The 18954-nt window shown below is 32.8% G+C and carries 26 protein-coding genes; 8 read left to right on the top strand and 18 right to left on the bottom strand.

The genetic code is table 11. The annotated features are described in order from the left end of the window. Positions 1-315 (bottom strand): DUF3467 domain-containing protein, encoded by a 315-nt coding sequence (locus A5893_RS01495; RefSeq protein ID WP_068820768.1) that lies wholly within the window; start codon positions 313-315, stop codon positions 1-3. A gap of 117 nt (positions 316-432) precedes the next feature. Between A5893_RS01495 and A5893_RS01490 the strand changes: the two genes are divergently transcribed. Continuing rightward, a complete protein-coding gene (locus A5893_RS01490; protein ID WP_157687345.1) occupies positions 433-1005 on the top strand; it encodes a hypothetical protein in 573 nt (190 codons plus the stop codon). A gap of 148 nt (positions 1006-1153) precedes the next feature. Here the strand turns inward: A5893_RS01490 and apaG are convergent, their stop codons facing one another. Both apaG and dusB read right to left on the bottom strand, forming a co-directional pair. Next, positions 1154-1540 (bottom strand): Co2+/Mg2+ efflux protein ApaG, encoded by a 387-nt coding sequence (gene apaG, locus A5893_RS01485; RefSeq protein WP_068820766.1) that lies wholly within the window; start codon positions 1538-1540, stop codon positions 1154-1156. Between the two features lie 51 nt (positions 1541-1591). Further along, a complete protein-coding gene (gene dusB / locus A5893_RS01480) occupies positions 1592-2584 on the bottom strand; it encodes a tRNA dihydrouridine synthase DusB (protein ID WP_068820765.1) in 993 nt (330 codons plus the stop codon). A 99-nt stretch (positions 2585-2683) separates the two neighbouring features. On the opposite strand from dusB, the gene A5893_RS01475 reads away from it, so the two are divergent. The 5 genes from A5893_RS01475 (at position 2684) to A5893_RS01455 (ending at position 5823) form a co-directional block, all read left to right on the top strand. After that, complete coding sequence (locus tag A5893_RS01475; RefSeq protein WP_198342237.1) at positions 2684-3571, top strand: CPBP family intramembrane glutamic endopeptidase; 888 nt, start codon at positions 2684-2686, stop codon at positions 3569-3571. Then, positions 3564-3767, top strand: coding sequence for a putative signal transducing protein (locus A5893_RS01470; RefSeq protein ID WP_068820763.1), 204 nt, complete (start codon positions 3564-3566; stop codon positions 3765-3767). The genes A5893_RS01475 and A5893_RS01470 overlap by 8 nt, the downstream gene beginning before the upstream one ends. Continuing rightward, positions 3768-4571: a phosphatidate cytidylyltransferase gene (locus tag A5893_RS01465; RefSeq protein WP_068820762.1), complete on the top strand. Its 804-nt coding sequence runs from the start codon at positions 3768-3770 to the stop codon at positions 4569-4571. It abuts the gene before it with no gap. Positions 4572-4669: 98 nt separating this feature from the next. Further along, entirely contained in the window at positions 4670-5335 is a 666-nt protein-coding gene (locus A5893_RS01460; protein ID WP_068820761.1) for a phosphatidylserine decarboxylase family protein, read from the top strand. A gap of 209 nt (positions 5336-5544) precedes the next feature. Continuing rightward, entirely contained in the window at positions 5545-5823 is a 279-nt protein-coding gene (locus A5893_RS01455; protein WP_198342236.1) for a DUF427 domain-containing protein, read from the top strand. Here A5893_RS01455 and A5893_RS01450 read toward each other — a convergent pair. The 14 genes from A5893_RS01450 to A5893_RS01385 all read right to left on the bottom strand — a co-directional run bounded on the left by A5893_RS01450 (position 5820) and on the right by A5893_RS01385 (position 15850). After that, on the bottom strand, positions 5820-6467 hold the full coding sequence (locus tag A5893_RS01450; RefSeq protein WP_068820759.1) for a 1-acyl-sn-glycerol-3-phosphate acyltransferase: 648 nt from the start codon (positions 6465-6467) through the stop codon (positions 5820-5822). The two genes, A5893_RS01455 and A5893_RS01450, sit on opposite strands and share 4 nt — an antisense overlap. After that, positions 6457-7284 (bottom strand): alpha/beta fold hydrolase, encoded by an 828-nt coding sequence (locus A5893_RS01445; RefSeq protein ID WP_068820758.1) that lies wholly within the window; start codon positions 7282-7284, stop codon positions 6457-6459. The genes A5893_RS01450 and A5893_RS01445 overlap by 11 nt, the downstream gene beginning before the upstream one ends. Positions 7285-7289: 5 nt before the next feature. After that, positions 7290-7748: an RES family NAD+ phosphorylase gene (locus A5893_RS01440; RefSeq protein ID WP_068820757.1), complete on the bottom strand. Its 459-nt coding sequence runs from the start codon at positions 7746-7748 to the stop codon at positions 7290-7292. Further along, the gene (gene parS, locus A5893_RS01435) at positions 7748-8248 is read right to left on the bottom strand and encodes a type II RES/Xre toxin-antitoxin system antitoxin (RefSeq protein WP_068820756.1); all 501 of its coding nucleotides are present in this window, start codon (positions 8246-8248) and stop codon (positions 7748-7750) included. The genes A5893_RS01440 and parS overlap by 1 nt, the downstream gene beginning before the upstream one ends. A gap of 68 nt (positions 8249-8316) precedes the next feature. Next, a complete protein-coding gene (locus A5893_RS01430; protein WP_068820755.1) occupies positions 8317-8721 on the bottom strand; it encodes a holo-ACP synthase in 405 nt (134 codons plus the stop codon). Continuing rightward, complete coding sequence (locus A5893_RS01425; RefSeq protein ID WP_068820754.1) at positions 8711-9523, bottom strand: enoyl-ACP reductase FabI; 813 nt, start codon at positions 9521-9523, stop codon at positions 8711-8713. The genes A5893_RS01430 and A5893_RS01425 overlap by 11 nt, the downstream gene beginning before the upstream one ends. Then, entirely contained in the window at positions 9520-10872 is a 1353-nt protein-coding gene (locus tag A5893_RS01420) for a beta-ketoacyl-[acyl-carrier-protein] synthase family protein (protein ID WP_068820753.1), read from the bottom strand. Before A5893_RS01420 ends, A5893_RS01425 begins: the two co-directional genes overlap by 4 nt. Next, positions 10873-11133 (bottom strand): phosphopantetheine-binding protein, encoded by a 261-nt coding sequence (locus A5893_RS01415; RefSeq protein WP_068820752.1) that lies wholly within the window; start codon positions 11131-11133, stop codon positions 10873-10875. Beyond that, positions 11133-11684, bottom strand: a complete 552-nt coding sequence (locus tag A5893_RS01410) for a hypothetical protein (protein WP_068820751.1) — start codon at positions 11682-11684, stop codon at positions 11133-11135. Before A5893_RS01410 ends, A5893_RS01415 begins: the two co-directional genes overlap by 1 nt. Continuing rightward, positions 11685-12407, bottom strand: coding sequence for an SDR family NAD(P)-dependent oxidoreductase (locus A5893_RS01405; protein WP_082911269.1), 723 nt, complete (start codon positions 12405-12407; stop codon positions 11685-11687). 68 nt (positions 12408-12475) lie between these two features. Then, the gene (rsgA, locus tag A5893_RS01400; RefSeq protein WP_068820749.1) at positions 12476-13396 is read right to left on the bottom strand and encodes a ribosome small subunit-dependent GTPase A; all 921 of its coding nucleotides are present in this window, start codon (positions 13394-13396) and stop codon (positions 12476-12478) included. A gap of 95 nt (positions 13397-13491) precedes the next feature. Continuing rightward, positions 13492-14643 carry an MFS transporter gene (locus tag A5893_RS01395; protein ID WP_068820748.1) on the bottom strand — a complete coding sequence of 384 codons (1152 nt, stop codon included), beginning with the start codon at positions 14641-14643 and terminating at the stop codon, positions 13492-13494. Next, positions 14640-15158 carry a DinB family protein gene (locus A5893_RS01390; RefSeq protein ID WP_068820747.1) on the bottom strand — a complete coding sequence of 173 codons (519 nt, stop codon included), beginning with the start codon at positions 15156-15158 and terminating at the stop codon, positions 14640-14642. The genes A5893_RS01395 and A5893_RS01390 overlap by 4 nt, the downstream gene beginning before the upstream one ends. Then, complete coding sequence (locus A5893_RS01385; RefSeq protein WP_068820746.1) at positions 15155-15850, bottom strand: YjjG family noncanonical pyrimidine nucleotidase; 696 nt, start codon at positions 15848-15850, stop codon at positions 15155-15157. The genes A5893_RS01390 and A5893_RS01385 overlap by 4 nt, the downstream gene beginning before the upstream one ends. Positions 15851-15978: 128 nt before the next feature. On the opposite strand from A5893_RS01385, the gene A5893_RS01380 reads away from it, so the two are divergent. Beyond that, positions 15979-16989 carry a sugar kinase gene (locus tag A5893_RS01380; RefSeq protein ID WP_068820745.1) on the top strand — a complete coding sequence of 337 codons (1011 nt, stop codon included), beginning with the start codon at positions 15979-15981 and terminating at the stop codon, positions 16987-16989. Positions 16990-17086: 97 nt separating this feature from the next. Beyond that, positions 17087-17923: an alpha/beta fold hydrolase gene (locus tag A5893_RS01375; protein ID WP_068820744.1), complete on the top strand. Its 837-nt coding sequence runs from the start codon at positions 17087-17089 to the stop codon at positions 17921-17923. 72 nt (positions 17924-17995) lie between these two features. Here the strand turns inward: A5893_RS01375 and A5893_RS01370 are convergent, their stop codons facing one another. Beyond that, positions 17996-18721: a YebC/PmpR family DNA-binding transcriptional regulator gene (locus A5893_RS01370; protein WP_068820743.1), complete on the bottom strand. Its 726-nt coding sequence runs from the start codon at positions 18719-18721 to the stop codon at positions 17996-17998. Positions 18722-18954: the final 233 nt, after the last annotated feature.

The following is an 18954-nucleotide window of genomic DNA, read 5'->3' as shown; positions in this document are numbered from 1 at the left end:
TTATGCTTGCGCTGTGGGCCCACCAAAGTTAAAAGGCATTCCTCCTTGGTCATTCCCGCCCACTTTAATATTCCCATTAATCATTTCAAATTTGGCAATATTATCTTCTAAAGCATTTAACAATCGTTTAGCATGATCTGGCGTTAAGACAATCCTACTTTTTACTTTTGCTTTAGGTACACCGGGCATTACCCTTATAAAATCCAAAACAAACTCACTGTTAGAATGCGTAATGATTGCTAGGTTTGCGTAAATACCTTCAGCCATCTCTTCAGAAAGCTCTATATTTAATTGATTGTCGTGTTGTTCTTCCATAAAGCACTAAATTAAAAATTATCTACTTAAAGCTATAATTGATTTGATATTATTATTATATGATTTTAAGAAAATCCAAAATTACATCTATCTTCATTGAACCATAAACCTAAAAAAATGAATATCAAGTTCTACTGTATTCTTTTTGTATTTGTGTTAACAGCGTTTTCTGTCCATTCACAAGAAACTAAAAGAAAGAAATTCCAAAACACGAATGACGATGTTTATGCTGATACTTTGAGAAATAATTCAAAGCTTATCACCAAAACACAAAAACCTACCCAACAAATTAATGCTGAAATATTAGGTCAGGGTTTAGGGTTATCTATTAATTATGATACTAGATTCAAGCCTGGCAGTACGGGTTTAGGATTTAATATAGGAGCAGGAATTACTTTGGGAGCAACAATTCCTGTTGCAATTAATTATTTGATCGGCAACAATAATAAAAGAAGCTTTTTGGAATTAGGAGCTGGTGGAACAATTTATTTTACTAATAATACATTCCACATTTATGAAGAAAATAAAATTATCCCAATAACCTATATCATGTATCGCTATCAAGCATTGAAAACTGGCAATACATTTAGAATTGGTTTAACACAACTCTATGCGTCTGAAGATGATTTTGCCAAAAGAATACAAATTTTACCGAGTTTAAGTTTAGGGCAAATTCTTGGGAGGAGATAATCTATCTGAAATATCAAAAAATAATTATTACTGCCCACAACTGTTAATTCTCCCTCATAATTGATAATCCATGATTAATATAAAACATTATTCATAAAAAAAGACCTACAAAATTTGTAAGTCTATTAATATAAATTTTAAGATTATTTTAATTTAATTTAAACGGAGCCACCAAATTAAACTCAGGTATTTTCACATCAAACAAATCATTATCAACTAAACGCTTCATTTGATAAGTGCCTTTCATGATTCCCATATCGGTTTTTAGATTACATCCAGAAACATATTCATGAAACTGACCTGGTTCAATTATCGGTTGCAGACCAACCACTCCTTCTCCTTCAACTTCTCTTTTTGTTCCATTAGAATCAAAAATATCCCAATGCCTACTTAACAATTGAACACTATACTCGCCTAAATTTTCGATCATCACCTTATAAGCAAACATATAATGTTCGTTAGCTGGATTTGAATATTCGGGTTGATACGTTGTTTCTACTGAAACCTTTACTCCGTCGGTGATTTTTATGACCATGCTTTTCTAGATTTTTCTAAATTTATTAGAAAATTATTTAAATAACAAAACTTAAGCCATTTCTGTTTCAAATTTATCTCCTATTTCTTCTAAAACTTCTTGTATCTGTTCCATATTTTCTAAAGAGACCAGCTTCATTCTGTATTCTTTAAAATTCGCGATTCCTTTAAAATAATTAGCATAATGCCTTCTCATTTCAAATATACCGGTTTTTGGGCCTTTCCATTCTATAGATTTTTTTAAATGGATGCTACAAATATCAATTCTTTCTTGCAAAGTTGGCCCAGCTAAATGCTCACCAGTTTCAAAAAAATGTTTTATTTCCCTAAATATCCAGGGATAGCCAATTGCAGCCCTGCCAATCATAATGCCATCAACCTCATATTCTAATCTCCAATTGGCTGCTTTCTCTGGCGAGTCTATATCTCCATTACCAAAAATAGGAATTTTAATACGAGGATTTCTTTTGATTTCTTTAATCAAACTCCAATCGGCAACTCCTTTATACATTTGCGAACGTGTACGCCCATGTATTGTTAATGCCTGAATACCAACATCTTGCAAACGCTCTGCAACTTCGTAAACATTTTTAGTGTTATCATCCCAACCTAAACGAGTTTTAACGGTAACTGGTAAATGAGTTGCTTTAACAACGGCAGATGTCATAGCTACCATTTTATCAATATCCTGTAACAAGCTTGCTCCTGCACCTTTACAAGCCACATTTTTTACAGGGCAACCATAATTGATATCTATTAAATCTGGATTTGCCATAGAAGATATTTCTGTGGCTTGCCTCATGTGATCAATCTCAGAACCAAATATTTGGATACCAATTGGCCTTTCATATTCAAAGATATCTAGCTTTTGTCTGCTTTTCGCAGCGTCCCTAATCAACCCTTCAGAAGATATGAATTCCGTATACATCATATCAACTCCGTTCTGTTTACAAACAAAACGAAATGGTGGGTCGCTCACGTCTTCCATCGGCGCAAGCAACAAAGGGAATTCTCCTAAATCAATATTTCCAATTTTAACCGACATTCAAAAATCTATTCTGTAATTTAACCGCAAATTTACCAAAAAGAATTTATTATGGTTCACATGCAAAAGTCAACTGCGTATCATCCTTTTATACAGCTGATGTTTTTGATAATAATGGCAATTGTAGGTGCAATTGTCTTTACAGCCGTTGGATTGGTTATTTATTTTTTAACCAGTAGCAGCGGTTTTGATATATCTAAATTAGCTGGAGGCAATATCGCAAATATGGATATTGGTTTTATCCAAGCTTTACAGATAAGCAGTTCTTTTGGGATGTTTATAGCTGGGCCTATCGCCTTTGCCTACATTATCGAAAGAAAACCTGCTCAATATTTCTATTTCGACAATCCATTAAGAGGAATTTTATTGCTTTTAGTTTTTGCAATCATGCTTTTTTCTTCTCCATTATTTGAGTGGGTAACGGTAATCAATCAAAAAATGAGTTTGCCAGATTCACTTAAAAGTTTAGAAATTTGGATGAAAAAAAGTGAGCTTGAAGCTGCCATGCTAACCAAAAAATTATTGGTCATGAAAGATTATGGAGATTTAGCAATCAATATTTTGATGGTTGCAATAATCCCAGCTATTGGTGAAGAACTATTTTTTAGAGGTGGAATGCAAAATATTTTTGGTCAATGGTTTAAAAATCACCATGTGGCAATTTGGGTTACCGCAATCATTTTTAGCAGTATTCACATGCAGTTTTATGGCTTTTTGCCGAGGATGTTTTTAGGAGCTTTATTTGGCTATGTTTTAGTTTACGGCAGAAGTATTTGGTTAGCCATTTTAGGACATTTTTTAAATAATGGAACTGCAGTTGTGATGGCTTATGTTTATCAAAAACAAGGCAAAAGCTTAGATAATTTAGATAATGAAACTTCATTTAATAATTATAGCTATCTTATTAGTGCAATAATTACTTTAATTTTGCTCATCATATTCTTTAAAAAAACAAAAGACAAAACAATTAAAATAACTTATGACTAATAATTGGGTTAAAATTTATACTTCAAATCAATTCTTTCAATCTGAAATGGTTAAACAAGTTTTGGTTGACCATGAAATAGATGCCATCATCATGAATAAACAAGATTCGTCTTATAAATTTGGCGAAGTAGAAGTTCATGTTAACCAGGAAAACTTTGATAAGGCTTTAGCAATTATCCTTGAAAACGATTTATAGATGAAAACCAGAGCTATAACAGGATTAATTTTTGTTTTGGTAATGTTGGCTTCGTTATTAACTGGCGCTTATGTATTTGTCGGTTTTTATATGTTTTTGAGCTTAGTTTGTTTAATTGAGTTTTTCACTTTGGTTAAAACAACAGGTTTAAGGCCGCATAGAACGATAGGATACGTGGCAGCTGTTATTCTTTTTGCATCAGTAGCTGGGCGGTTTTTTATCGCATTTGAAACCAAATGGCTTTTAATAAACATTCCTTTATTTTTTGGGATATTCATCAGAGAATTATATAAAAAATCTAAACTTCCTTTCAGCAATATAGCCTATACTTTTTTAGGATTAATTTATGCTGTAGTTCCTTTTATCTTTTACGTTGTGATTGCTTTTATATCTGGCAGCTATAATTTTCACTTAGCTTTAGGATTTTTTTTAATGCTTTGGGCAAACGATACAGGAGCTTATTTATTTGGCGTCAAACTCGGTAAGCATAGATTATTTGAAAGACATTCGCCAAAAAAATCTTGGGAAGGTTTTATTGGAGGGATTTTTACCAGCGTTTTAGTTGGCTACATTATATCCTTCTATTTTACTGATTATGCCTTTTATCATTGGTTAATTATGGCATTTATCATCTCTTGTTTCGGTACTTTAGGAGATTTGGTAGAATCTATGTTTAAAAGAAGTATCGAAATAAAAGACTCTGGTAAAATATTACCCGGACATGGCGGTGTGCTGGATCGCTTTGATGGTTTATTATTATCTGCTCCAGTGATATTCGTTTATCTCTATTTAATTACTTATTAGTATTTTTGCGACCTGAAATATAGCTAGCAAACAACACCAAAACTAACACACAATATCGGCCCCATAAACTAGTGGCTAAAAACTAACAAACTACACACATGACCATCCATAAAGAAGGATATACCTCATTAGCACTTTGCATTTTATTTATTTTTATTACCAACGCAATTATCCATTATTATTTACCAGATGTTACTTGGTTTGTGTGGTTTTGGTATGCTGTTTCCCTATTTTTATTTTTGACCATCTTACAGTTTTTCCGCAGCCCAACTAGACTTTGGAGTACTGATGATAGACAAATAATTTGCCCTGCAGATGGTAAAGTAGTGGTAATTGAAGAAACAGAAGAAACAGAATATTTTAAAGATAAAAGACTACAAATCTCGGTTTTTATGTCGCCAGTTAACGTACATGTTAATAGAAACCCAATCAGCGGAATTGTAAAATACTTCAAATATCATCCAGGCAAATATTTAGTGGCATGGGATCCAAAATCCAGTACCGAAAATGAACGCACAACAACCGTTGTAGAAGGAGAAAAAGGTTATCAGATATTATATAGACAAATTGCCGGTGCTTTGGCTCGTAGAATTGTTTGGTATGTAAAGGAAGGTGATCCAGTTAAGCAGAGCGAACAATTTGGCTTTATAAAATTCGGTTCTAGAGTAGATGTGTTTTTGCCAATAGGATCACAAATAAATGTTAATTTAAATGAAATGGTTAAAGGCGGAATGACAGTTTTGGCTACTTTACCCAATAAATAAATTTTAATCCTATTTAATTTGGGCGTTTTAACACGCTATACACTATATCTTTTTTTGCTACTTGCAACATGGTAAGAGCAAAAAAAGGATGCCGTTTCTATCGTTAACGCAACAAAAACCAAATCATTTAATTTAAATCATTCTTTAAACTTCTTTTATTTAAATCAAACAAAATCTAAATTGTTAGGTTCATTAAAAAAACAATAATCATGAAAGCAACTTGGAACGGGCAAACAATAGCAGAGAGTAATGACACTATCGTTATAGAAAATAATCATTATTTCCCTGCCTTATCAATAAAAAAAGATTTTTTCAAATCATCAAATAAACATACCAGCTGCCCTTGGAAAGGAGAAGCGTCTTATTATTCTTTAGATGTGGATGGAAAAGAAAACACTGATGCTGCATGGTATTATCCAAATCCAAAAGATGCCGCAAAAGAAATTAAAGGTTATGTAGCTTTTTGGAAAGGCGTTAAAGTAGATTAATCCTCAGTAAATCTAAATTGCTTTTTGATTGCTTCTTTATGATGAGCATTAATTTTTTGATTAAAATCCTCAAAATTAAAATCATGATTAGTTCCCGCATCTAAAAGATGAAAATATACAGATGGTTTTAAGCTCTCAAAATATTCAATCAAATTACTACTCCAAATCAACTGACAATTTCCTTTAATTCTAGGGATTATTGTTTTAATTCCATCTTTCATTACAATGTCCCTTACGTGGTTAGATTCTAAATTTCCTTGAGGAAAAATTAAAACTAAATTTCCAGGATTATCTAATAATTCGGCGGCGTAATTTAAACTTTCACTTACAGTTGTAGTTCCTGGTGAAATAGAAAAACATCCAAAATACTTTAACCAAGGATTTATTTGCATCTGCTTTTTGAGTACCATGATGTAAAACCCTTTAAGCTCCTGTTGTTTATGAATAGCATGTAAGGCTAAATAACCTGCCCAAAAGCCATCCCAAAAACTAAAATGATTGCACATTAATAAATAGGAATGATTATCCTTAATTGGAATACCATTGATCACCATTTTATTAAACCGCCTCCGAAATAACCAAGTAATAAAATGACCTGTGGCTTTAATTATTGCAGCTGGAAGTGGTTTTGCTTTAATGATCATTCAAACAAATTGATAAATGTTTAGCAAAATTCTGATTAATCATATCATGGTTTTCATCAATAATTAATTGCTTGCTATTACTTATTTGAGGAATTATATTTCTCCCGATTTTTACTGGATAACTTTTATCCCTCTTTCCAAAAATAAAAATACTTTCTATATGATAATGATTAAGCTGTTGAATAAATTTTTGTGGATTTAGCTTTAAAAATCTTAAATAAGAAGTACATGCATAAAAACTGAACCTTAATTCTGGCGTTGCAATTTCCCGGTGTAATATCTCATAAGCCTTCTCATCTATGATTTTACTTCTTTTTAATGATGAAAGTAACCTTAACATTCCATTATCGCTTAAAGCTAATCTTTCTAAGATTTTATTCCCAATACTATTTGTACTTAAAAAATTCACTACTCTACCCGGATTTAAACTTGATGGTGCGGCCGTAATAAATTTTTCAATTCTATCAGGAACTTCTTCTACCAAAGCAGTTGCATAAAACGAACCCATAGAATAAGATATAACTGAAAATTTATCTATTGATTTGGAATCGCAAAAAGCGAGAAAAAGCTCGCTCAATTCTCTTTTTGTTATTCCTTTTTTTACTTTTTCTACGCTTTGATCAATCAATTTGGTTTCTTTATGAAAAAATAAATCGAAACCATAAAAGGTGTATTTATCTCCTAAAGTTTCCTTTAAAACTTTAAATTGTTTACCATGCATCCCATAACCATGAAAACAAAGCATTGCCTTTTTACCTTTTCCAAATTGGTAGCAATGGAGTTTAACTAACTCATTTTCAAAAATATAATCTATCATTAATTCTATTTGAAAATACGTTTATCAAAAGGAAACTTTTCTTTTTTAGAGATCTTTATTATCTTAAAATCTTTATGATAGGGATTAATCAAAAAATTGAAATCGCCTTTGGTTACTACAGATGGTATTTTTAAAACACAATATTTACCCTCGTTAACAAATTCATTTCCAAATTTTTGAGTTGCCGATGGATGAGGAAAAAGATTCCAATTTAAAGGCAACTCTTCTGAATAAACCTCCTTAATAGATATAGAATCCGGAATCTCTATAGTCAGCATCATAAAATCAGATGGTAACGTCGCTAAAGTTAAGTAAACGGCAACTTCTGCCATAGCTAAAGAACGGTTACCTGCAGTGTAAATCAATTCTACACCCACCGAATTCCATCTTGCGCCTTTAATAGAAGAGCCTTTCCCAGAAAGTGAGTCGGAATACCTTTCTCTTGTAAGCCTAAAAACTTCCATTAAATAAAAATCCCTTGATTCATATTGCTTAGTGCTGTTAACACCAATTCTTTACCGTAAGAATCTTTTAAAAGCTCTATAGGCTTTAAACTTGCCAAACCATAATTAGGCGTATTTAGCCATAGTTTAAGCTTTTCCATATCCTCAAAAAAATCTAAACCTGCTTTAGTAACCTCTGCCATTTCAATTATTTTTTCTGAATGGATTGATTTAAAATGATGAGAAGGAGCGATTTTATAACGCTGTAAAGATTTAGTAGAAATATCCAGAAAATCTGCCCAATCTGTCTCGGTAAAAGGAGATTGCTCTTGAATTACATCAAATAAAGAATATGGAATGCCAGCCCTAATAGCAGAAATGATCATCATTTTATCATCCAAAAACTCTGAATAACTTATGCTTTTTGGCTTTGCCTGATAATACATTACCTGAGGCTCACTTACAAAAGAAGTTATTTCTTGATCTATTTTATAGGGTTTGCTTTTGTTTGTAGCTGACATAATTATCTAATTAGACTTATGTCTATAAAATTAAGACATTTGTTTTGGATAAACAAATTATATACTAATTATTTATCTTCAATTTTGAGAATCACAAAAGCCCAAACATAATCTCCATCATGGCTTATACTTAAACTAAAATTGAATTTATTATATAAATCTGGGAGTTTAATAGTTGGTATTCCAGCAACTTTAGAGCGAGATATTTCTATCTTTTTAAAGGAAATAGGGCTTGGAATAATTTGTTTAATGGCTTTATAAACTGCTTCTTTTGATGCCCAAGTAGAAGCATATCTTAGCATAGGATTTTCAAATTGCTCACAATAGGCAACTTCTTCCGTAGTAAAAATTTTATTTTTGAATAACGGGTTAAAGGAAGCTTTAAAATCAGGGAGAAAAACAACATCGTTGCCAACAGCAAAATCTTTGCTTATCACTAAATTTCCAATGTCTTTATCAAAATCATTCTTCATCTACAGCAACTCCCATAATGTTAAAACCTCCATCAACAAAATGGATATTTCCCGTTACCTTTTTAGATAAATCAGAGAAGTAATAAATGGCAGTATCTGCAACATCAGCGGCAGTTATGTTTCCTAATGGAGCGGTGATTTTACCCAACTTCCTCAATTTTCTAACCCCATTAATACCACCAGCAGATGTCGTCATTACTAAACCGGCAGAAATTGCATTTATTCTTACACCACTTTTTCTAAAATAACTCGCCAAATAAAGCATGATATTTTCTAAAGCCGCCTTATTAATAGACATCCCAGCATAACCTGGAAAAACTCTTTGTGAAGCGTTGTAAGTCAAAGTTAAAACGGAAGCATTTTTAGCAAAAAAAGGCTCGGCAACCCTGCAAATCCTCAATAAAGAATAAGCACTAATATTAAAAGAATCCATTAAATCCTCAAAAGGAATATCAATATAGGAAGGTGTTTTTTCTAAATTTCCGGGTAAAGAATAGCACATTACATTTTGGCTGCCAAAAGCTACACCATGTAAAATATAATCAATCGCACCTAAATTTTCATGAATATTTGACAAAAAACTTTTAATTTCTTCCTCGTTTCTAACGTCAACATTTGCGGCAAAAGTACTGTCCATACCGTTTTGCTCAATCAAAAAAATTACATCTTCTTTAGTGTCATCAACATAATTCAAAACTACTTTACAGCCTGATTGATGCAATTTTATGGCAACTTGAAAACCAATAGAACTATCATTTCTAACGCCAAAAACTACTGCAACTTTATACTGATTATTGATCATGAATTATCTTTTGAAATTAAAATGGCACTATTAGTACCACCAAAACCATAGTTTAAACAAGTAATATAATTGATTTCTTTCTCAAAACTTTGTTGAGGCAAAATATCTCTAAAATCTGCCAAAGGCGATGTTGGTCCTTGCCATTTATCGGTTTTTTGAAAGTTTTCTTGTTCTAGATTTAAATGGTTAGCATTTAAACAAGGTAAAACCTTTTGTTTTTGAAGCATTAAAATAGCTGTAATAAATTCCACAGCTCCAGCCGCACCCAACATGTGACCAAATTGTGATTTGGGCGCAGAAATATGATAATCTTTACTTCCTAAACAATCTACTATACTCAATAATTCGATGGCATCGCCAGCTGGAGTTGATGTACCATGAGCTTTTACAACATCAGGTTTTGTTCCAGTTTCGCCTAACAAACCTTTCCACAAACGTTGCTGACCATTAAATGAAGGATAAAACATATCCCCATCTCCATCAGAATTATTATGGTAATTATCAATAACGGCTAAAATATTTGCTCCTCTGGCCTTAGCCATTTCATATTCTTCTAAACAAACAATGCCTGCTCCGAAAGAACAAACGAAGCCATTTCTATCCTTATCAAAAGGTCTTGAACTTTCTTCGGGTGAAAACCCTCTGCTTAAAACCTGCATTGCATCAAAACCCACAAAAGTTTCTAAAGAAGTACCTTCAACACCCCCGGCAACTACTCTATCCTGCAAACCAAATTTTATCAGGCGATAAGCATAACCAATGTTTCCTAAACCTGTTGCACAAGCAGAACCAATTGACTCGCAAACTCCACGGTTTTTTATTAAACAAGAAACGTTTGCAGCATCTCTATAAACCATTGCTCGATCTACTGTATGAGATCCTACAGAACGACTTTTTTTATCAAGCTCAAAAAAATTATGCCAAGCATGACGCAAAATTTCATGTCCTGCACCTCCAGAACCTACCACTACACCAGTGCCTTCTGATTGCGTCTCATTGTTTGACCAACCGGCCATTTTTACAGCATCTAAAGAAGCTAACATGGCCCAAATGCTCCCAATATCTGCGGTAGAAAGATTAGAATCAGGAATGCGATTTAATAAATCAATAAAAACTTCTGGGTAATTTTCTAAAAGTGTAGAATAAACTGGCTCAATATTCATCTCCTTTTCAGTTACAAAACCAGAAACTTTTGAACGAATTTTTTTATCCTGCTCCAAAGCCTTATCCCATTCCCTGATCAAACTTTTATTAGAAAAAAGCTTTTCAGAAAACTCTTCTAAATTAGCACAGGTAGGAAAAACCCCTCCCATACCAACAACAGCTACTTTTCTACCCTTAATTTCCATTTAACCTTTTTCTTTGGTTCTGATAATTAAATCAACAATATCTTTAACTTTTGAGCCAAGATCATCAATATCATCATCATCAAATTCAACATCAAATTTTTGTTCTGCTTTGGCGGCGATGTTAATCAATTCTGTTGATGGTGTTCCTAAATCGGCAATAAAATCTGTCTCTTCAGTAACGCTTTTTAGTTTTTCTTGATCAATAGTTCTAATGGTTTTTAATATCTCCACTAAACCCTCTATTATTTCTTGTCTTTCCATTATAATTTATTAAAAATCTCTTTTTTTAATGCTCTCCCTATAATATCAAATAATTCTGCAACCAATATGAAATCATCGCTTAAAGCGTAATTTTCTAATTTTGATTCATCAAAATTCTTAAAATATTCATTTAAATCTAAGCCTTTAGGTACTTTATAAATTCTACCATCGGCAACCATTTGCCTAAACTTATAAAACTTAATTTTTCCGATGCTGATAAACGTTTCTCCTTCTTGCAGATAATCGTGAAAATTAACATTTCCAACACTTATAAAAGCTGGTATAAATTTATCCTTTAATTGAAGTGGAGTTAAATTATTTTTTTGACATTCTAAAAAAGTAGCGCAAGATACAATGGTTGCCTGGGCAAAAGCCTCAATTTGATCAACGCCCCTAAACAAACCAAAATGATCTTCAACATCTCTTGTTTTTGGAGTATAGCTGGCAATAATCCCAACTTTAGGTTGATGCCAGTGATAGTTATCCAACAAACGTTTTGTTGAACCATGCAAAAGCATTTGCTCTGGCGGAGTTCCAACTAAATTTTCCATTTAAAACAAACCTCCGTTAATATCAATATTACTTCCGTTGATGTACGCCGCTTTTTCTGACAATAAAAAAGCAACGGTTTCAGCTATTTCATCGGCTTTGCCAAATCTCTGTGCGGGTATCATTTTTAAATATTTTTCTTTTTCAGATTCTGGTATAGCATATGTCATGGGTGTTGCTATAAAACCTGGGGAAATACTCAAAACTCTAATTTCATGACCTTGGTTTAAAGCCGCAGCTTCTTTAGCTAATGATTTTGAAAAAGCGATTAAACCCGCTTTTGTAGCTGCATAAACAGATTGAAAGGCGTTACCCGTTTCCGCAACACAAGAACTCACGTTGATAATGACTCCTTTATTTTTTAATCCAAAAATTTTGAAAGCCGTTTTAGAAATCATGATTGGCGCTTTTAAATTTACCGCCAACATTTTATCAATTTCCTTTTCTGGTTGAAAAGTAAGCGGTTTATCTAACGCAATTCCAGCATTATTGATAATAGCATAAAGCTCATCACCGTGTTCGGATTTTAATTTTTTACAGAAATCTTTAAGTTCTTCGTTATTGGATAAATCGGCAGCAAGGATATGATTTCCTTCTCTAAATTGAGTAATGTTTTCTGTTTTGGAAGCATGTAAAATGAGGCAATAATCATTGTTTAAAACTTTAGCCATAGCCAAACCCAAACCTTTACTTGCCCCGGTAATTAAAACTTTTGGTTTACTCAATTGAAATATTTATTAATTATCCCAAAAATAGTAGATTTTTTGATTTTTTTGGGTTTGATAGAAAAGGTTTATGCCCTTGTTTCGTTATTAAAATAAATACTTTGGTAGCTATCGTAACGAGTAGGTTCTATGTCTCCGTTTTCTAAGGCCTGTAAAACTGCGCAACCTGGCTCATTAATGTGAACACAATTATTAAACTTACAATTGTTCATAATCGCCCGCATTTCTGGAAAAAAATGTCCCAATTCATACTTCTCTATGTCTGCAATTCCTAATTCTCTAATTCCTGGTGTATCAATCAGTTTTCCACCAAAAGGTAATTCGAAAAGCTCTGCAAAAGTTGTGGTATGTTTTCCCATATCGCTCCAGTCAGAAATTTCTCCTGTTCTCAATTCCTTTCCAGGGATTAATCGGTTAATCAAACTAGATTTCCCAACTCCAGAATGACCAGAAAAAAGAGATATTTTATCTTTAATTACAATTTCTAATGTTTCAATATTTGTCCCTTTTATTGCAGAAACCGAATAGCAGGGATAGCCTATGTTTTGATATAAATCGAAATAATTATCTAAAATCTCTAAGCCTTCTTTGCTGAATAAATCCAGTTTATTAAAGATTAAAATTGCTGGCACTCCATAAGCCTCGGCAGTAACCAAAAACCGATCTATAAAACCTAAAGAAGTACGTGGAGATGCTAAAGTTACCACCAAACAGGCTAAATCTAAATTGGCGGCAATAATTTGAACCTGTTTAGAAAGGTTGATTGATTTTCTGATGATGTAGTTTTTACGGTCATGAACTTTAGAAATTACCGCAGTTTCCTGATCAGGTTCTAATTCAAAATCCACCCTATCTCCTACTGCAACTGGGTTTGTACTGACCAAACCTTTCATGCGCAGTTTTCCTTTTATTCTACATTCGTACCTTGATTCATCATCGCCTAAAACGGTGTACCAACTCCCTGTAGATTTTGTAACTAGTCCTTGCATTTATGCGATAAAGGTAATTATAAAATGTACTTCTTTAAATTCAAAAAGCTAAAAACGGAAGGCTTAAAGCTAAAACTCAGTTCACAAATAATCTTTCAAGCAGGTTTTTTATATCCCAAAGCTAATAATCCTAGAAAAGGTCCAATTGCTAAAAACATATATAAATATTGAAAATCTATATGTTTAGCTATGATTTGCAAAAATTGAATGCTAAAAATAGTAATCGAAAAACCAATACAATTTACAATGGTTAACGCAGTTCCTTTATTTTGTTGAGGTGCATTTTGAGCAACTAAAGTTGAAAATAAGGGGGAATCTGCCACAACCATTACTCCCCAGAAAATCATGAAAATAATGAATATCCACAAACTTTGTTGGATAAAAATTGGTGATAGTAAACAGCAAATTCCTGACAAGGATAAAGCAATAAAAGCGATTTTTTTTGTCTGGTATTTTTGTGATAGTAAGCCACTAATTATGCAAGCTAAACTCCCCACAGCAATGATGATAAAACTCCAAATACTAATTTGATGACTATTTAAAAACGCATTATTTTTAGATAAAATAATAGGTACAAAAGCCCAAAAAGCATAAAGTTCCCACATGTGCCCGAAATAACCAAAAGCTGCTTTTCTAAATTCTTTATTTTTAAATCCCTCAAAAATAGCGTTGAGTTTAAAATTTAGATTTGGTTTTCTAAACGGTCCATCGGGTAAAAAATAGATTAGGCTTCCGCCGATGATTGCTAAAGTAGAAGTTCCGTAAATAACATTTTGATAAGGAAAATGGGCTGTAATGCTTTTTAATAAATGTGGGAAAGCTGTACCTAAAACCAAAGCTCCCACTAAAAAACCTAACGCTTTTCCTAATCCTTTCTCTTCATAATCGGCAGCAATTTTCATCCCAACGGGATAAATCCCGGCTAAGAAAAATCCAGTAAAAAATCTAAATATTAAAAGATTAGTTTCAGAAATGATATTGATAGCCATTCCTAAATTAAAAATGGCGGCAAAAAAAGCACTAAATGCAAATACTTTTGATGGCGAAAATTTATCTGAAATACTGAAAAAGGCAAAAAGGAAAGTTCCAGTAATAAACCCGAATTGAACGATACTGGTTAAATCAGTTAAAAAAGAAGTAGGTAAATGAAGTGTACTTATTAAATCGTTGATAACGGCATTACCCGCAAACCATAAGGAAGTGCAAAAAAATTGTGCGACAGCAATTATTATGAGCGACTTTTTCAATCGAAACTTTCTGCTATTCTCTTGATTTGTTTTTCGTGATGTCTGGTATGGATCACCATAAATCTGAGCCAATTTTTAGCATCTAAATAACCTAAACGAGGATGTTTCATTTTATAATTAGCATCAAAGTTTTTGAAATTAATGTTTAATTCCTCTATCTTTTTTCTAATTCTTATTAGCTGATTGCTAGCTTCTTCTTTAGTGATTTTTTTCACTAAATCTGCAACTGAATCTGGTACCTTTAATTTTCCTGGAGGGAATCTTCCTAAAAATAAAATCAACCTTACTCGCCAATCTGGTTTCTTGGTTTTAATTTCCGCAGTTTTATTCAGGCATTTTTCCAGCGCAATAAAAGACATCAAATTTGCACCTAAAATGTGCGAGTAAACTTCAGAATAAGCCCAACCATCAATTGGCGGAGTTGTTAAAAAAACATCCTCATTAACTGTCTTTAAAAATTCTTCATAGAATTTTAAGGATTGCAACAAAGTTTGTTTGTCAGATTTTATGCTCATAAAATATCCACCAATTCTTGCAAATGATTAATGTGCCATTTAACATCTGCGGGTGGTTCAGTAAAGTTAGGATTAAAATAAATAGCATCCATACCAAAACCAATTGCGCCCCTTATATCTGCTTCAATGCTATCGCCAATCATGATACTCTCCTTTGCTGTGGTTCCAGCTTTATCAGTAGCATATTCAAAAATCGCTTTATCCGGCTTATTAACCCCAACCACTTCAGAAATAATTACATTTTTAAAGTAAGGAGTTAAATTGGTGTTTTTAACCTTATACTCTGTAGATTCTTTAAAACCATTAGAAATTAAATGCAAATGATATTTGTTTTGCAGATAGCTTAAGGTTTCATGCGTATGAGGAAAAAGATTGGTTTTTGTTGGACAAATATTTACATAATCATCTTCAAATTGATTAGGAATTACATCGGGTGAAAGCCCAAGATCTAAAAATGTTTTCTTAAATCGAGTTTCTCTTAAAGCCTCTTTTGTTATTCTACCTAAATGATAATCCGCCCAAAGCTGATGATTATTGATGGTGTAAGTCTCAATAAAAACATCACAAGAGTTTAGGCCTAAATCGCAAAGTTTATAAGTGGTATAAAGTTCATTTAAAGTTTCTTCTGCATTTTTATCAAAATCCCAGAGAGTGTGGTCTAAATCGAAAAAAATATGTTTGTAGGTTTTCAAAAAAGTTAAATTTAAGAATGATATTGTTATTGATTTTAAGCTTAACCGCTAATTTATAAAACGGTTTTATAATCTGTTGTTATAAACTTAATTTTTAAATTGCACTTACAAACCAATTATCAAAATTCATGAAAAAAGTATTGTGCTTTGGCGAATTATTATTACGAGTTTCCCCCTCTCCGGTAGATGATGCAGAAAAAAATCCTTTTATTCTTTATATGGGCGGTGCAGAAGCAAATACCGCAACTGCTTTAGCCGGCTGGAATGTTCCTGTTAAATATTGTACCGTTTTGCCCGATAATTTTATGTCTCGCCATGTCATCGACTATTTAGAATTTCATGGAATTTTTACTTCTTCTATTTTATTTGGCGGAGATAGAATTGGCGTTTATTACCTGGAACGTGGTGCCGATTTAAAAGGAAGTATGGTTTACGACAGGGCACATTCTTCTTTTTCTGAACTTAAAAGAGGGATTATTGATTGGGATAAGGTTTTTAGAGACGTTTCGTGGTTTAATTTTACGGCTATTAGCCCTGCATTAAATGAACGTGTTGCTGATGTTTGTCTGGAAGCATTAGAAGTAGCATCAAAAAAAGGGATTACCATTTCTTGCGATTTAAATTATAGGGCTAGACTCTGGAAATATGGAAAACAGCCTATTGAAGTAATGCCTAAATTAATAGAATATTGCGATGTGGTTATGGGAAATATTTGGAGTGCCAACAGCTTATTAGGCACTTACGTTGATACAGACATCCATAAAAAAGGAAAAAGAGGAGATTATTTGGCCCATGCAGAAAGTACCTCAAAAGAAATAATAGCCAAATTCCCGAAAGTAAAAAGTGTAGCAAATACTTTTAGGTTTGATAGCGACGCCAATGAATTAAAATATTTTACCAGTTTATATACCGATAACAAATCCTACAATTCATCAGAACATAAATGTGAAAGAGTGGTAGATCGTTCGGGCAGTGGAGATTGCTTTATGGCTGGCTTAATTTATGGTTTTTATAATCATCACTCACCGCAAGAAATAATTGAATATGCAACAACGGCAGCTTTTGGGAAACTACAAGAATACGGTGATGCTACGGGGCAAGATGTGATAACCGTAAAAAAGAAATCGAGAGAAGTATAACTTGATATTAGTTTATAGGCATGCTTTTTTTAATGGTATAGAAAACAAATAGTATTTGTTTTGGCAATAAGTTTGTTTAAGCTTTATTAAAAAGAACATGAAAAATCTAAAAATTAACGAAGGACAAGCAAACGAAATCAATATAGCCTATCAAGATTCTGGTGAAGGAAAACCTTTAATATTAATTCATGGTTGGCCGTCAACAAGTCAAATGTTTGAATCGCAATTGGTAGAATTACCCAAACAAGGTGTGAGATGCATTGCTTACGATAGAAGAGGTTTTGGCAAATCTGACCAGCCTTTTAATGGTTATGATTATAATACTTTAGCAAACGATTTAAACCAACTCATCAAAAAATTAGATTTAACAGATGTCACCCTCCTTGGATTTTCTATGGGCGGCGGAGAAGTGGTGCGCTATTTATCTAAATACAATGTTGAAGGACGAGTAACCAAGGCGATTTTAGTGAGTTCAATTATTCCATATATCAAAAAAACAGATAGTAATCCTCATGGAGTTCCAATTGAAATGATAGATGGTTTTGCAGAAAAGATAAAAGCTGATAGACCTGCTTTTATGGCAAATTTTAATAAAGCTTTTTTTGGCGATACAGTGATTGGGAGTCCAGTAAGTGAAGCATTTCTAAACTGGAATTTTGATTTATGTATGCAAGCCTCTCCGGTTGCAACTTTAGAAGCGATGTATTCTTGGGCAGAAACAGATTTTAGGGAAGAAGTAAAACATATTTCAATCCCTACACTAATTATTCATGGAGACGCTGATAAAACAGTGCCTATTGAAGTTGCAGGGAAACAAGCTAGTGAGTTAATTCCTAACAATAAGTTTTTGATTTATGATGACGAACCTCATGGATTAGCATATACTGCAAAGGATCAACTCAATGCAGATATTATAAGTTTTATGAGGCAATAAAATAGATTAACTAAAAAAAAAGCAGTTCAGATATAAATCTGAACTGCTTTTTTTTAGGTTTTAACGTTAATTTTATTCTTCCATATTATGATAAACCGCCTGCACATCTTCATCTTCCTCTAGTTTATCTAACAATTTATTTACATCTAAAGCCTGCTCTTCCGTAACCTGAGCATGGGATAAAGGAATACGTTCTAATTTAGACGACCTTAATTCGATACCTTTTTCTTCTAAAGCTTTTTGCATATTTCCAAAATCTTCGAAAGTAGCATGGACAACAGCAATGTCATTACCATCTTCATCGGCTTCCACAAAAATATCCTCTAAGCCAAAATCGATTAAATCTAATTCTAGTTCTTCAATATCCATTTCTTTGGGATCAAAAGTAAAGGTTGAAACTCTTTTAAAAATGAAATCTAAAGACCCTGTTTTACCTAAAGAACCATTTGTTTTAGTAAAATAACTTCTCACATTAGCAACGGTGCGATTGGTATTATCTGTAGCGGTTTCTACCAAAATAGCAACTCCATGTGGCGCATAACCCTCATATACAAACTCCTCATAACCGGCCATATCTTTATCCGAAGCTCTTTTAATGGCAGCATCTACTCGGTCTTTAGGCATATTAACTGCCTTTCCGTTTTGTATTGCTGTTCTTAGTTTTGAGTTAGTTTCTGGATGTGGTCCACCTTCCTTAACCGCAATTGCGATATCTTTTCCAATACGTGTAAATTGAACCGCCATTTTGGTCCAACGTTTAAATTTTCTTTCTTTACGGAATTCAAATGCTCTTCCCATTCTTTCTTTAGTATTGTGTAATTAGTATTGAGTAGTTAGTATCAAGTATCAAGACTATTTGCGTAATGTAATTTATTTGCGTCTTAAATCTTGATTCTTGTATCTTAAATCTTATTTCTTTAACCCTTTCGCAAGTTTAAAAACATTTCCAAAGTTAATTTTTCCTGAATAAATTTTAGGATAGATTTAAAATTACTTAGGCTAAAGAACTGTTATCAATAACAGCATGAATA

Source organism: Pedobacter psychrophilus (assembly GCF_001652725.1).
GTDB classification, from domain to species: domain Bacteria; phylum Bacteroidota; class Bacteroidia; order Sphingobacteriales; family Sphingobacteriaceae; genus Pseudopedobacter; species Pseudopedobacter psychrophilus.
The sequence above is the reverse complement of the archived record's forward strand: the minus strand, read 5'-3'. Positions and strand labels throughout refer to the sequence as shown.